The sequence below is a fragment of the Mucilaginibacter sp. PPCGB 2223 genome, from assembly GCF_001705515.1.
GTDB lineage: Bacteria > Bacteroidota > Bacteroidia > Sphingobacteriales > Sphingobacteriaceae > Mucilaginibacter.
Map to the genome: position 1 here is coordinate 420,486 of NZ_MDJS01000001.1, position 16,259 is coordinate 436,744.

The window sequence follows — 16,259 nt, forward strand, 5'->3', positions numbered from 1 at the left end:
CCAAACATTATGCTGGTTCAGGATTGTTATTGAGGAATAGGTATAGTCTCTTTTATAGATCAACTACATGAAAAAAAGCACAGTTTTATTTTTGGCGGTTGCCGCGGTGATGGGTTTGGTTAAACCTGTTAAAGCGCAATACCCCAATGTCCCCAAAAGCGTTCAGGCTGCTGCCGATGCCCTGATCAAGGAAACCTATCGTAAATCAGATTCAGCCTGGGCTGTGGCATTCCCAATCGTAGATTACGATGCCAAACACGGTAAACCATATGTTCCATGGGCTTCCCGTCCAACAGATTTGCCGCAGGCGCCTATCCTGGCTTTCCCGGGGGCCGAAGGTGGCGGTGCTTATTCTTTCGGTGGCCGCGGCGGCAAAGTGATCGTAGTAACCAATCTGAATGATGATGGCCCGGGGAGCTTGCGCTGGGCCTGCGAACAGGGTGGCGCGCGCATCGTGGTATTTAATGTTGCCGGTATTATCCGGATCAAATCGCCTATCATTGTTCGCGCGCCATATATTTCTATCGAAGGTCAGAGCGCTCCAGGCGACGGCGTTTGCGTGGCAGGCGAATCGTTCTGGGTAAATACGCACGATGTGATCATCCGCTATATGCGTTTCCGTCGTGGCGAAACCAATGTGGGCCGTCGTGACGATGCTTTGGGCGGCAACCCGGTTGGTAACATCATTGTCGATCATACTTCAACAAGCTGGGGCCTGGATGAAAACTTTTCGATGTACCGTCACATGTTTACACCCGGCGATGGATCTATAGATGAGAAAAAAGGCACAGCAAATATTACTGTTCAAAACTGTATCTATGCCGAAGCGCTCGACTATTGGAACCATGCTTTTGGCAGCACCACCGGCGGCGAAAACAGTCTGCTGATCCGTAACCTATGGGCCGATAACACCGGTCGTAACCCGTCTATCGGGTGGAATGGCGTATACAACTTTGTAAACAACGTGGTATTTAACTGGCACCACCGATCAATGGATGGCGGCGATTACACCAGCCATTTCAATATTATTAATAACTACTTCAAACCTGGTCCCGTTACACCCAAAAACGAACCTGTAGGTCACCGTATTTTAAAACCAGAGTCGGGGCGCAGTAAGCTGAAAGAAAAATACTTCGGCCGTGCTTACGTAAATGGCAACATTGTGGAAGGTTTCCCTGAAGTGACTAAGGACAACTGGGCCGGTGGTGTACAGGTTGAAGGCGAAGGTGGTAAAGAACTGCCAGACGCAGGTAAATATAAAGATTATATGTATGCCGATCATCCGTTCCCGCTGCCACCAGCGCCTATCACCGTGCTTAGCGCAGAGCAGGCCTATAGATATGTACTGGATAATGTAGGTGCGACCTTACCTGTACGCGATGCGGTAGATAAACGCATAACCGAACAGGCGCGTACCGGGAAGATCACTTATAAAGAGATGCAAACAGATACCGATTTTCAGTTTAAAGTGCGTAAATTGCCTAAAGACTCGTACAAAATGGGTATCATTACTGCGCCATGGCAGGTGGGCGGTTACCCCGACTATAAAGGAACACCTTACAAGGATAGCGATAACGACGGTATACCCGATGCCTGGGAAATTGCCCACGGTTTAAACCCGAAAGACCCGACCGATTCGGCTAAACCGGCTAAAAATGGTGGTGGTTATACTAACATCGAAGTATATCTGAACACCCTGGCCGAAAAAGGTCAGCAAAAATTGCCGCCATCGCTAACCAAGTTTTAAGGCATACCAATACCTTTAATAACCTAAAAACAAAATGTTTCTCAAACCGAAACTTAATACATACTTAACAACCTGCTTTTCGGCAGGTTGTTTATTTATTACTTTGTCTGCAACGGCTCAAAAGCCGGCTAAAGCCCCCAAACCACAACCACCTGTTGCAGCCGGTAAAGATGGCAAACTGGTATACGCTGCCGACGAACAGGGTAACCGCATTCCCGATTTTTCGTACTGTGGATACATGGCTTCAGAAAAAGCAATTCCCAACGTTCCTGTAAAAGTGGTTGTGCCTGTTAAAAAAGGGGATGCCACTTTGCGCATCCAATCGGCGTTGGATTATGTGGCTTCGCTGCCTGCCGATAAAGAGGGTATACGTGGAGCGGTTTTGCTGGAAAAGGGCAAATACGATGTTGCAGGTACTTTGCTCATCCGCAAATCGGGCGTTGTGCTCCGCGGAAGCGGCAATACGCTTGAGGGCACCATATTGGTTGCAGGCGGTAAAGACCGGGCAACATTTATAAGAGTTTTAGGCACACCTAACAAACGTGTTGATAGCTGGACGAAAATTACCAATACTTACGTACCTGTAAACGCTACCGAAATTAAAGTTGCCGATGCCGGTAAATTTAGGGCCGGTGATATGGTGATGATACACCGCCCGACCACACTGGCCTGGATACAGAAGTTAGGTACTGAAAGTTTTGGCGGCGGCCTCTCAGCTTTAGGCTGGCATGCAGGAGACCGTGAAACCTTTTGGGACCGTAAGGTTGTAGCCGTTAACGGCGATGTACTGACACTGGATGTCCCGTTGACGACTGCGCTCGATACCACTTATGGTGGCGGAACTATTGCTAAATACGAGTGGCCGGGCCGCATTGAGCAGATAGGTATCGAAAACCTGCAGATGCGCTCTTACTACGACGAAGCCAAACCAAAAGACGAAGATCACCGCTGGATGGCCATCACGATAGAGAACACAAGCGATGCCTGGGTTAGGCAGGTGGTGTTTAAGCATTTTGCCGGTTCGGCTGTCAATGTGCTGGAAACATCGCGCCGGGTAACCGTTGAAGATTGTAAATCGCTATCGCCGACATCCGAGATAGGGGGCCAGCGCCGGTTTACGTTCACTACGACGGGGCAGCAAACTTTGTTTCAGCGCTTGTATTCTGAATATGGTTATCACGATTTTTCAGTTGGATATTGTGCCCCCGGCCCGAATGCCTTTGTGCAGTGCGATTCGTGGCAGTCGGTTGGTTTTAGCGGTGCTATCGATAGCTGGGCATCGGGCGTATTGTTCGATGTGGTGAATATCGATAACAACCGCTTAAGCTATGCAAACCGTGGGCAAGACGGGCAGGGAGCAGGCTGGAGCGCGGCAAACAGTGTATTCTGGAACTGCACTGCCGCCATTGTTGATTGCCCTAAGCCGCCCACTGCTCAAAACTGGGCATTTGCCACATGGGCGCAGTTTCAGGGCGATGGCTATTGGAGCGATTCGAATAACAGCATCAGTCCGCGCAGCTTTTACTATGCACAATTGAGCGACAGGCTTGGCAAAGAAAAGGCTATGGAAATGGCGCAGATATTCCCGTTAAATACCAGCGCATCCAGCAGCCCGACTGTTGAGGAAGCACAACGGTTAATAGAACAATATAAAAAACCACAATTGCATTTAAGCGATTGGATCGATCAGGCCGCCAAACGTACACCCATACCGGTTTCGGCATCGGGCGTAAAAACTATTGATGAGATAGGGATCAAAGAACCCGTTGCTCCCAAAATGGCGGCACCGATGGCGGTTGTTAATGGTGTGATCGTTCGCGGCAATTCGGTGTTAACCGGCCGCCATTATGATTCGCCGTGGTGGAACGGTAATATTCGCCCGGTCGGGGTTAAGGAGGCTAAGCCATCGGTAACCCGTTATGTGCCCGGCCGCACAGGTACGGGCTGGACGGATGATCTGGACAGCATGACCAACAAAATGATCAGTCAGCATGTGTTAACCTACGAGCATAATTACGGTTTATGGTATGATCGCCGCCGTGACGATCACGAGCGTATCCGCCGGATGGATGGTGACGTCTGGCCTCCGTTTTACGAATTGCCTTTTGCCCGCAGCGGCGAAAGCAGTGCCTGGGATGGTTTAAGTAAATATGATTTGACCAAATACAATACCTGGTACTGGAGCCGGTTAAAGAAATTTGCCGACCTGGCCGATGAAAAAGGCCTGGTACTCATTCATCAAAACTATTTCCAGCATAATATTATCGAGGCGGGTGCGCATTATGCCGATTTTCCATGGCGCACGGCTAATAACGTCAATAGCACCAGTTTTCCTGAGCCGGTTCCGTTTGCTGGGGATAAGCGGATATTTATGGCCGAGCAATTTTATAACGAGAAAGACCCTGCATTAACCAAGCTGCATATCGCGTTTGTTCGCCAGTGTTTGGATAACTTTAAAGATAACACAGGCGTCATTCAGCTGATAGGTGAAGAATTTACCGGCCCGCTACACTTTGTACAGTTTTGGGTTGATAACGTGAAGCAGTGGGAAATCGATAATAAACATAAAGAGATCATTGGTTTAAGCACCACTAAAGATGTTCAGGACGCTATCCTGGCCGACCCTGCACGTGCTTCTGTAATTAATGTGATCGATATCAAATACTGGCATTACCAGGCCGATGGCACGACTTACGCGCCGCTTGGCGGCCAAAGTTTGGCCCCACGCCAGCACGAGCGTATTTTAAAACCTAAAGCAACTTCATTCGATCAGGTTTACCGTGCGGTGCACGAGTATCGCACTAAATATCCTGATAAGGCCGTGATCTATTCGGATGATGGTTACGATAATTATGCCTGGGCAGTATTTATCGGCGGGGGTTCGCTGGCGGCCGTACCTGCAGTGGCTAACCCGCAATTTGCTGTTGATGCATCGGCTATGAAAGGTATCGAGCTAAACACAAAAGGCCAGTATGCCTTGGGTAACCCCGATAAAGGCTATATTGTTTATAATGCTGACCCGACGCCAATCAGTCTGAACATGAACAACGGAAACTATATTATCCACTGGATAAACCCGCGCGATGGCAGGATAGTAAAAGAAGATGAAACGGTTACAGGAGGTAAAACGGTAGAATTGAAAGCACCCAATGGTGGCGCAGTGATTATGTGGGCACAGAAGAAATAGTTAACCTAAAATAAAAACCTTGTCATCTCGAACGATTTGAGAGATTTTCTGAGGGCAGTAGGTCTGCTACAGAACAATCAGATGCTTATGTATAGAGCAGAAGATTTCTCCTCCCAGTCGAAATGACAATTTGTATAAAGAGATGTATAGAAAGATATTAGGCATATTACTTTTAATTTTAGTGTGCATTGGTGTCAATGCCCAAACACCGTCACGCTTAAAAATATCGGCTAACCACCGCTACTTTACCACATCGGATGGTAAACCATTCTTTTGGCTAGGCGATACCGGCTGGCTGTTGTTCGAAAAACTGACCCGCGAAGAAGCAGATAAGTACCTGACCGACCGTGCTGCAAAAGGTTTTAACGTGATACAGGTAATGGTGCTGCACGATCTGGGTATCAAAGATGCCTACGGCGATTCGGCGTTGATCAACAAAAACGTAGCTACTCCAAGGATAATGAATGGGACTTCGCTTGCTGATAAAACCTATGATTACTGGGATCATGTAGATTATATAGTTGACCTGGCGGCCAGCAAAGGGATTTATATTGCGATGGTTCCGGTTTGGGGCTCGGCAGTAAAATCGCACCATGTAACTGTGGCACAAGCAAAAACTTACGCTGCATTTTTAGCAGAGCGCTATAAAAACAGGCCAAATATTATCTGGATGAACGGCGGCGATATCCCAGGCAGCCAGAATATGGATGTTTGGAATGCTATCGGTTCAACCTTACAACAGCTCGATCCGTCGCACATCGAAACTTTCCACCCGCGGGGCCGCACGCAATCGTCTATTTGGTTCCACAATCAAAGCTGGCTAAGCTTTAATGTGTTCCAGTCGGGGCACCGTAATTACAAACAAGATACCTCTAAAAATGATTTTAAATACGGCGAGGATAACTGGAAATATGTAAACGTTGATTATAAAAAAATACCGGCAAAACCCACACTTGATGCCGAACCAAGTTACGAAGGCATCCCGCAAGGCTTGCATGACACCACACAGAAAAGGTGGACGGATGCAGATGTGCGCCGTTATGCGTACTGGTCGGTTTTTGCGGGTGGCTGCGGTTTTACCTATGGCAATAACTCGGTGATGCAGTTTTTGCTGCCCCATGCCAAAGGCAGCGCTTATGGCGCAAAAGCCCTTTGGTTTGACGCTATTAACGATCCCGGTTCATCGCAGATGCAATACGTTAAAAAGCTGATGCTGTCGCGACCGTATTTTGAACGTGTTCCCGATCAAAGTCTGATCGTAGCTGCAAAACAAGGTACACGATATAACCGCCTGCTGGCTACGCGGGGTAAGGATTACGCCTTTATCTATACTTACAACGGTCGCAATATCCCGGTTGTGATGGGTAAGATAGCAGGTACTAAAGTAAAAGCTTCCTGGTACGACCCGCGGACAGGCGAAACCAAAACCATCGGCAGTTTTGCCAACACCGGCACGCACGGGTTTAACCCACCCGGCGAGGTGAAAGACGGCAACGACTGGGTTTTAATTTTAGATAAGATATGAGGCATTTCGGGTTCATCATATTAGCTGCTGTACTGTTTGCATCCTGCAAAGCAAAAAAGAATGTGTACATGTACAGTTCTTTTCACGAACCGGCCAATGAGGGCCTGCGCCTGCTATACAGCTTTGACGCGTACCATTGGACAGACCTGAACCATATTTTTATTAAACCTGAAGTAGGCACCGAAAAGATCATGCGTGATGCCTCGATCTGCCAGGGACCTGACGGAATATTTCGTTTAGTGTGGACAACCGGCTGGAAAAATGACCAGAGCATCGGTTACGCCAGCTCGCCCGATTTGATCCATTGGTCGAAAGAAGAACACATCCCCGTAATGGCTTATGAGCCGACCGCCATCAACGCCTGGGCGCCGGAGTTGTTTTATGATGATGAAGGTAAACAATTCGTTATCGTATTTGCATCGTGTGTCCCCGGTCGTTTTGCGAAAGGGCAGGAGGATGAGAATAACAATCACCGCTTATATTATACCACCACTACCGACTTTAAAACATTCGCACCTACCAAACTATTTTTAGATCCGGGTTTCAGCGTGATCGACGCCACCATTGTGCAGCGCGGCAGAAACGATTATGTGCTGGTGATGAAGGACAATACCCGGCCGGAACGTGATATTAAAGTGGGCTTCAGCAAAAACGTGCTTGGACCGTATACCAATATCTCGAAACCGGTAGCGCCTTTGTTTAGTGAGGGCCCATCAGTAGCGCACGCGGGCAACGATTGGCTCATTTATTATGATGCTTACCGCGATAAAAAATTTGGTGCGGTTAAGACTCAGGATTTCGTAACTTTTACCGATGCAACCGGCGAGATCAACATCCCGCAAGGGCATAAGCATGGTACCATTTTTAAAGTCAGCAAAAAGGTACTGGATAACCTAAAACAGCAGATCGCCAACTAAACGGCCTGCGCTATTATTTATGAAGAAGAACTTTAAACTGCTATTGTTAATACCGGTTTTGTTTGCGTTTAACGCGCAGGCACAGGATACCGTGCATTATACCGGCAATACGGTGGTTAATGTGGATTATCACCACGGGCAGTTAAGTCCGGCAATAGGGGTGCATAGCATGCAGATCTTCCGGGCAAACCGCGAGCACCCTGAATGGGCAGATGGTTTTGGCTTTACCTATAACCACGCGCCGATGCTAAGCTACTGGAACAATACTTTTTATGTTGAGTACCTGAGCGATAAGGTAGGCGAAAGCGTACCACCCGGCCAAACGCTGGTGATTACCTCGAAAGACGGGCAAAACTGGTCGAAACCCGAAGTTGTTTTCCCGCAATACAAAATACCCGACGGTACTACCAAGCCCGGCATTAAAACGGTGGCTAAAGACTTGTACTCGGTAATGCACCAGCGCATGGGCTTTTACCAGGCTAAATCAAAACGTCTGCTGGTGTTGGGTTTTTATGGGATATGCCTCGAACCGCATGATGATCCTAACGATGGTTTAGGTATCGGCAGGGTAGTACGCGAAGTTTTACCCGATGGCAAATACGGGCCGATCTACTTTTTACATTATAACCCGGCCTGGAACGAAAAAAACACCTCGTATCCGTTCTATAAAACCAGCAAGGACAAAGGTTTTGTACAGGCTTGCGATGAGTTGATGGCAACGCCTTTAATGATGATGCAATGGGCCGAAGAAACCGACCGGAAAGACCCGCTGATACCTTTGCACAAGGATTACAAAGCCTTTAATTTTTACCATTTGCCCGATGGCAGGGTTGTCGGTTTGTGGAAGAACGGCCTGACATCGATCAGCAAAGACGAAGGCAAAACCTGGGGCGCAGTTGTAAGGGCGCCGAGGATTGTGACCAGCAATGCTAAAATCTGGGGGCAAAAAACATCCGACGGTAAATATGCCACGGTTTATAACCCGTCCGAATTTCGCTGGCCGCTGGGTGTATCAACCAGTAAGGACGGTTTAGAATACACTAACCTGCTATTGGTAAACGGCGAAATATCGACCATGCGTTATGGCGGCGCCTATAAATCGTACGGGCCGCAGTATGTGCGCGGTATTGAAGAAGGTAACGGTGTGGTACCCGATGGCAAACTTTGGGTAACTTATAGTATGAATAAGGAGGATATCTGGGTGTCGTCCATCCCTGTGCCGGTTACGGATATGGCCGATGCGCATGCCAATGAAGATTTTAACACGATGCCTGCCGGGAGAGAACTGGATAAATGGAACACTTTCAGCCCGCAATGGGCAAAGGTACAGATAGAAAAGATGGCCGATGGCACCAAAGCGCTGGCCCTGCACGACGAAGATAAGTTTGACTATGCCCGTGCCGAACGTGTAGTGCCTGAGTCAAAGAAGTTAGTAGCCGATTTTACGGTAGTGCCCGGCCAAAATACCAATGGTATGCTGGATATTGAATTTCAAAATGGTAAGGGTGATGCAGCTATCCGCTTAACTTTTGATTCGACAGGTGCATTTATCGCCAAAGCAGGCTACCGCAACAAAACCCTGATTAAAAAATACGAGGCTGATAAACCTTATCATATCATAGTAAAACTGCATACCGATACCCGCTTTTACACGGTTAACATAGATGGGAAAGACTTATCTCCGAGCTTGTTTTTTGCCCCGGTGCTCACCGTAAAAAGGATCGTGTTCCGTACTGGTGGGGTACGCAGGTTCCCGAATGCGGATACACCAACCGATCAGGATTTTGATTTGCCCAACGGCGGCGAAAAAGATAAACCGGCAGTGTTTTATATTAAAGGTTTAACAACTAAAAACTATTAATGCGTAATTATAAATCATACCTCTTTTTGGCGCTTGCGCTATTTTTCGTGCCAACTCTACACGCCGAAGTTGTTTTGCCGCGCGTATTTACCAGTGGCATGGTGCTGCAGCAAGGTCAACCAGTGCCGGTTTGGGGCACGGCTGCCGCTGGAGAACAGATTACGGTGCAATTTGCCGGTCAAACCAAAAAAGCTGTTGCCGATACTTCGGGCAAATGGCAGGTGATGCTCGATGTGCTGAAAGCAACGGTCAAAGGTCGCGATTTTACTGTGCAGGGTACCAATACCATTGTTTTGCATGATGTGGTGGTCGGGGAGGTTTGGCTATGCTCGGGCCAGTCGAACATGCTGTATGAGATGCGCAAGAACAGCAAAGTGCGCAAACCCGATAGCCTGGATAAAAACTCGCCTGTTGATGAAATGGACAGGCCGCATAGCCCCGACATCCGCCTGTTTTGGGTAAACCAGAAAAACCTCAAGACAACCGGTAATTACCTGGCCAAATGGGAGTCGGCTACCCAGGATTCGGCGCTGCGGTCATTTTCGGCGGCAGGTTATTTCTTCGCCAAAAAACTGAACCAGGAACTTAAAGTGCCTGTAGGTATCATCTGCGCAGCCATCAGTGGCAGCGCCATCGAACCATGGGCGCCTTACGAGGTATTTACTGCTGATCCATACTTTCGTTTAACCGGCATTAACTCAAAAGCCGACGGCAAGTTCTATCATACCATGATCGAACCTTTAGCACCTTTTGCCATCAAGGGTTTTTTATGGTACCAGGGCGAGGCCAACATGACCGACGATGTGATCTATGATCATAAGATGAACGCACTCATCAACTCCTGGCGTAAAACCTGGAATGATGCTGCATTGCCGTTCTACTATGTCGAAATAGTGCCTTACTACTACTCACAGATGAAGAGCACCGCGGTTATCACACCCGAAAGCCTGCCCGCATTTTGGGAGGTACAACAGGCGGCGCTTAAAATACCAAATACAGGCATGATCATCACAACCGACCTGAACGATGACATCCACAACCTACACCCGCCTTATAAGTGGGAAGTAGGCCGCAGGCTTGCCCTGCTGGCATTGGCGAAAAGTTATAATAAAAATATTGTGTATTCTGGGCCGGTATACCAATCCATGGCGATAAAGGGCAGCACCATCGAACTTACATTTGCCAACGTTGGCAAAGGCTTGGCAAGTAAAGATGGCAAACCGCTTACCTGGTTTAGCATAGCGGGCGCTGATGGTAAGTTCGTAAAAGCCGATGCGGTTATTGATGGTAATAAAGTGATCGTGTCATCGCCCGAGGTGACTAATCCGGCTGCTGTACGCTTTGCCTGGAGCGAGGATGCTCAGCCTAATTTATTCAACAAAGATGGGCTGCCAGCAGCGCCGTTCCGCACCAATAACCCCATAAAGTTCAGCCCAAATTGATATGAGATACATCGCTACTAAAATATTGGCTTTATGCTTGGTGCTTTTAACTTTCAGCTCAAAAGCACAGGAAACCCAAAAGCTCTACCTCTCGGGTACCGGCAGCGATCATACCGTAAACTGGCATTTTTACTGTACCGGTGGCATGCACTCGGGCGTGTGGACGACCATCCCCGTTCCCTCGAACTGGGAACTACAGGGCTTTGGCAAATACAATTATGGTTTGGATAAGGATAGTACCAAAGGTCGCGAACAGGGTTTATATAAATACGAGTTTAAAGTGCCCGTAGCCTGGAAAGGAAAAAACGTGCAGATCGTTTTTGAAGGCTCGATGACAGATACCAGGGTGAAGATCAACGGTGAGTCGGCGGGAGCAATCCATCAGGGCTCGTTTTACCGGTTTAAGTACGATATCACTAAACTGCTTAAATACGGCGAAAGCAATCTGCTTGAAGCTACGGTTGATAAGTATTCAGCAAATGCGTCGGTAAACAATGCGGAACGCAAGGCTGATTTCTGGGTGTTCGGCGGGATTTACCGCCCGGTTTACCTGGAGGCCGCGCCGCCGCAGCATATCAGCACTGTTGCCGTTAATGCCCTGGCAAGCGGCAGGATTATGGCTAATGTTTCTTTAGCGGATGTATCGGCTAACAGCCAGGTAACCGCACAGGTTTATACCCTTGCGGGGCAAAAATTCAGACAGCCTTTTAGTGTTAAGATAAACAAAGGTGATATGGTAGCGCATCTGCAGGGTAATATCACTTCGCCAAAATTATGGTCGCCCGAGTTTCCAAACCTGTATAATGTGGTGTTTACACTCACCAGCAATGGCAAAGCTATACATACCTACAAACAGCGTTTTGGCTTCCGCACGGTTGAGTTCCGTGAACACGATGGGATTTATGTCAACAATGTTAAGATCAAATTTAAAGGTGTAAACCGTCATACTTTCTGGCCGACTACCGGCAGGGCGGTTAATAAAACTATCAGCATCGAAGATGTGAAGTTGATCAAGGATATGAACATGAACGCTGTCCGCATGTCGCATTACCCGCCTGATACGCATTTTTTGGATGTGTGCGACTCGCTGGGCTTGTTCGTACTGGATGAGCTAACCGGCTGGCATGGTATCTATGATACGCCAACCGGCTCAAAACTGGTAAAGGAGATGGTTACCCGTGATGTTAACCACCCGTCGATCGTCGTTTGGGATAACGGTAACGAAAGCGGCTTTAATTTTGACCTCGATCATCTTTTTCCGGACAACGACCCTCAAAAACGCCCGGTGATACACCCCTGGGCCGTTTTTAAAGGTATCAACACCAATCACTACATCAATTACGACTACGGCACAGGCACAGCTCTGCACGGCCATGATGTGTTCTTCCCGACCGAGTTTTTGCATGGTTTATATGACGGCGGCGCAGGTGCGGGGTTAGACGATTTTTGGGAACTGATGTACCGCACGCCGATCTCGGCAGGCGGTTTTATCTGGGCCTTTCTGGATGAGGATGTGGTGCGTACCGATAAAGGCGGCATTTTGGATTCGGATGGCGACCATGCACCGGATGGCATCGTAGGCCCGTATCGCGAAAAAGAAGGGAGCTATTACGCCATTAAAGAGATATGGTGCCCGATACACCTGGAGCCGCGTGATATCACACCACAATTTGACGGACATCTACACTTTGAAAACCGCTACCTGTACACCAATATCAAACAATGTACATTTAAATATAAACTGGCGATGCTGACCTACCCCGGCGAAACGGTGAAATACCCTGCCGAAACGGGTGCTATTGCTGCGCCTGACGTGGCTCCCGGTCAGTTTGGTAACCTGCAGGTTAATCTTCCGCAAGGCTGGCAGCATTACGATGTGATGTATCTAACCGCCTACGGCCCCGATAAACGCGAACTGTTTACCTGGAGTTACCCGATAAGCAGCCATGAAAAGATCACAAAACGTATTATCGAAACTAAAGGCGCAGCCAAACCAACTATTAAAGAAACTGATTCGCTTTACAAAGTTGCCGTAAACGGTATCGAAGCGGAGTTTAACCGTAATTCTGGCCTCCTGGTAAGTGTTAAAAATCAAAAAGGTAATATCCCGTTCAATAACGGGCCGGTTTTGGCCGAGGGCGCCGAGAAAACAGGTTTTCAAAAATTGAGCTATCGTTATGATGGCGAAAATTTGATCATAGAAGCCATTTTCGAAAAGAAGGCTACCGAGGCCGGTTTAAGCTGGACGATCTATCCGTCGGGCTGGATAAAACTCAATGTAAAATACTGGCCGATAGGTGAAGAAGGCAATTTGCTCGGTTTTAGCTTCAATTATCCTGAAAAGGATGTTAAAGGCGTTGAATATATGGGCGATGGGCCTTACCACGTTTGGAAAAACCGCCTGAAGGGTGTTACGCTAAACGTTTGGGATAAAACTTATAACAATACCATCACCGGGCAACCGGGGATGGAGTACCCTGAGTTTAAAGGTTACTACTCTAATTTATATTGGATGAAGCTGAAAACCACCGGCCAGCCAATTACTATTGTTTGCGATAACCGGGATGTGTTTATGCGCCTGTTTACACCGGCCGCGCCTAAAAAGGTTTACAATACGGCACCGGCTTTCCCTTCGGGAGATATTTCGTTTATGAATGGCATAACGGCTATCGGTACCAAATCGCAAAAGCCGGAAAAATTGGGGCCGCAGGGAGCTCCGAATAAGTATTTTGATTATTACAAGAATATAGATGCTGCGCTGAGTATGGACCTGTATTTTGATTTTTCGGGCAAATGAAACTGAACAAGACACCATACAAGCTATTATTTGCACTGCTTTTAAGCGGTGCTTGTTTGTTTTCCTTCCGGGCACAGGATGCAACGGGCATCGCTATACAAAACCCGCGCTGCGAGTTGTTGGTTAACCCCGAAGGTATCGATGCCCTGCAGCCACGCTTGAGCTGGGAGATCACATCCAATGTTCGCGGTACCGATCAGATCGCCTATCAAGTGTTGGTATCGTCATCTGCCGAAAAACTATCTGACAATACCGGCAACGTTTGGGACTCTGGCGTTGTTAAATCAGATCAATCGATACAGGTAAGCTATAAAGGCAAACCGCTGCAAAGCGGCACCGAATACTTTTGGAAAGTAAGGATTTGGACCAATAAAGGCGAATCAGCCTGGAGCGAAGTGCAGCACTGGAGCGTAGGTTTACTAAAGCCTGCCGACTGGCAAGCCAAATGGATAGGGTATGACCACGCTTTTGCCTGGGATAGCGTATCTAAGTTCTCGCGTCTTTCGGCAAGATATTTTAGGAAGGAGTTTTCGTCCGCGAAAGCGATAAAGAAAGCGATGGTTTATGTTTCTGGCCTGGGGTATTATGAGCTATACATTAATGGCAGCCGTATTGGCGACCAGGTTTTAGCGCCCGCGCCGACCGATTATACGCAATCGGTTAAATACAATACTTATGATGTTACCGCGCAATTGAAACAGGGCAGTAATGCTATCGGTACCATATTGGGAAACGGCCGCTTTTTTACCATGCGCCAAAATTATAAGCCGGCCAAAATTAAAACCTTTGGCTACCCTAAAATGCTGTTGCAGATGGATATTGAATACGCTGATGGTTCGCACAGTATTGTAGCCAGCGATGATAGCTGGAAACTCACCGGTGACGGCCCGATCCGCAGCAATAACGAATATGATGGCGAGGAATATGATGCGAATAAAGAACTGACCGGATGGACAAATACCGGGTATAATGCTTCGGCATGGATAAAACCCGAAGTGGTTGATGTTCCCGGCGGCTACATGAGTGCACAGATGAACGAGCCGGTACGTGTTGTAGAAACCATTAAACCTAAAGCCATCACCAAAATAGCTAATGGCAATTATGTGATCGATATGGGCCAGAATATGGCAGGCTGGATCAACATGCATGTAAAGGGCGATAAAGCGCAGCGTGTTGAGTTGCGCTTTGCCGAAACTACTAAAAGCGATGGTGATTTGTATGTAGCCAACCTTCGCGATGCCCGATCGACAGACGTTTATACTTTAAAAGGTGGGAGCGAAGAACAATGGCATCCGCGCTTTGCGTATCACGGCTTCAGGTATGTGGAGATAGTTGGTTACCCGGGCGTGCCTAAAATTGAAGATTTTGAAGGCCAGGTGGTTAATGATGACCTGCAAAATGTAGGCTCGTTCGAAACATCGAATCCGTTGATCAACCAGATCTACAAAAACGCTTATTGGGGTATCCGTGCCAATTATAAAGGCATGCCGCTGGATTGCCCGCAGCGCAACGAGCGCATGCCCTGGCTGGCCGACCATGCTACAGGTTCGTACAGCGAAAGTTTTGTTTACGGCAACGATAGTTTTTACGCTAAATGGCTGGATGATATTGAACAATCTCAAAAACCTGAAGGCCAATTGTGTGACGTAGCTCCGGCGTACTGGAACTATTACAGCGAAGATTTTACCTGGCCCGCTACCTACCTGGTTGTTGCCGATATGCTGTACGACCAATATGGCGATAAAGAGCCCATCGTAAAGCATTATGCATCCATGAAAAAATGGATGAACTACATGCGCGATAAATATCTTAAAGATAACATCCTGACCAAGGATAAATACGGCGATTGGTGTGTTCCGCCTGAATCACCGGAGCTGATACATTCCAAAGATACCCTGCGCGGTACCGACGGGCATTTGATAGCCACGGCCTATTATTACCGGATGTTGACGTTGATGAAGCGTTTTGCGGGTTTGGCTGGTAAAAGTCGGGATATAGCCGAATACGATGCCATGGCCAGTAAGATCAAAGCCACTTTCAATCAAACTTTCTTTAATGCTAAAACCAAACGCTACAGCAATAACTCGGTAACCTCAAACCTGTTGCCGTTATACTTCGGCATGGTGCCTGTTGAGGATAGGAAAGCCGTATTTAAAAACATTACCGATAAAATACTGATCGAAAACAAAGGCCACATCAGTACCGGGGTTATCGGTACCCAATTTTTAATGCGGATGCTAACTGATAATGGCCGTGCGGATATTGCTTATCGTATTGCTTCCAATACCGACTACCCGAGCTGGGGTTATATGGTGAAGAACGGCGCTACTACCTTTTGGGAGCTTTGGAATGGTAACACCGCAGCTCCGCAAATGAACTCACAAAACCACGTGATGCTGTTAGGCGACCTGCTGGTTTGGTTTTACGAAAACCTTGCCGGGATCAAAACCGAAAGTGCACAGGGCTTCCATAAACTGGTGATGAAACCAGAGCCGGTTGCCGGATTGACTTTCGTCAATGCGTCGTACAAATCTGTTAGCGGGATGGTTAAAAGTAATTGGAAAAAAGAGGGGAGTAGCTTTAGCTGGGAGATCAGTGTGCCGGCAAATACGAAAGCGTTGATCTATGTTCCGGCAACTTCTGCGGCGGGTGTTAGCGAGTCGGGCAAGAGTTTGACAGGCAATCCTGACGTGCATTTTGTAAAAATGGAGGCCGGTAGGGCAGTATATCGTGTTAATTCAGGTGATTATTCATTTAAATCGCATATATAATTGAATATGAAT

8 protein-coding genes are annotated in these 16,259 nt (G+C 47.7%); all 8 read left to right on the forward strand.

What is annotated here, in order from left to right; genetic code table 11:
• Positions 1-67 precede the first annotated feature (67 nt).
• The 8 genes from BEL04_RS01660 to BEL04_RS01695 all read left to right on the forward strand — a co-directional run bounded on the left by BEL04_RS01660 (position 68) and on the right by BEL04_RS01695 (position 16,247).
• On the forward strand, positions 68-1,747 hold the full coding sequence (locus BEL04_RS01660) for a polysaccharide lyase (RefSeq protein WP_065999489.1): 1,680 nt from the start codon (positions 68-70) through the stop codon (positions 1,745-1,747).
• Positions 1,748-1,781: 34 nt separating this feature from the next.
• A complete protein-coding gene (locus tag BEL04_RS01665) occupies positions 1,782-4,934 on the forward strand; it encodes a DUF6298 domain-containing protein (RefSeq protein ID WP_065999491.1) in 3,153 nt (1,050 codons plus the stop codon).
• Between the two features lie 142 nt (positions 4,935-5,076).
• Positions 5,077-6,459 (forward strand): glycoside hydrolase family 140 protein, encoded by a 1,383-nt coding sequence (locus BEL04_RS01670; RefSeq protein ID WP_065999494.1) that lies wholly within the window; start codon positions 5,077-5,079, stop codon positions 6,457-6,459.
• Positions 6,456-7,376 carry a glycoside hydrolase family 43 protein gene (locus tag BEL04_RS01675; protein ID WP_065999496.1) on the forward strand — a complete coding sequence of 307 codons (921 nt, stop codon included), beginning with the start codon at positions 6,456-6,458 and terminating at the stop codon, positions 7,374-7,376. The genes BEL04_RS01670 and BEL04_RS01675 overlap by 4 nt, the downstream gene beginning before the upstream one ends.
• A gap of 19 nt (positions 7,377-7,395) precedes the next feature.
• Positions 7,396-9,237, forward strand: a complete 1,842-nt coding sequence (locus tag BEL04_RS01680) for a six-hairpin glycosidase (RefSeq protein ID WP_065999502.1) — start codon at positions 7,396-7,398, stop codon at positions 9,235-9,237.
• Positions 9,237-10,679, forward strand: a complete 1,443-nt coding sequence (locus tag BEL04_RS01685; protein WP_065999503.1) for a sialate O-acetylesterase — start codon at positions 9,237-9,239, stop codon at positions 10,677-10,679. Before BEL04_RS01680 ends, BEL04_RS01685 begins: the two co-directional genes overlap by 1 nt.
• A 1-nt stretch (position 10,680) precedes the next feature.
• Positions 10,681-13,476 carry a glycoside hydrolase family 2 protein gene (locus BEL04_RS01690; protein WP_065999506.1) on the forward strand — a complete coding sequence of 932 codons (2,796 nt, stop codon included), beginning with the start codon at positions 10,681-10,683 and terminating at the stop codon, positions 13,474-13,476.
• Positions 13,473-16,247, forward strand: a complete 2,775-nt coding sequence (locus BEL04_RS01695; protein WP_065999508.1) for an alpha-L-rhamnosidase — start codon at positions 13,473-13,475, stop codon at positions 16,245-16,247. Before BEL04_RS01690 ends, BEL04_RS01695 begins: the two co-directional genes overlap by 4 nt.
• Positions 16,248-16,259: the final 12 nt, after the last annotated feature.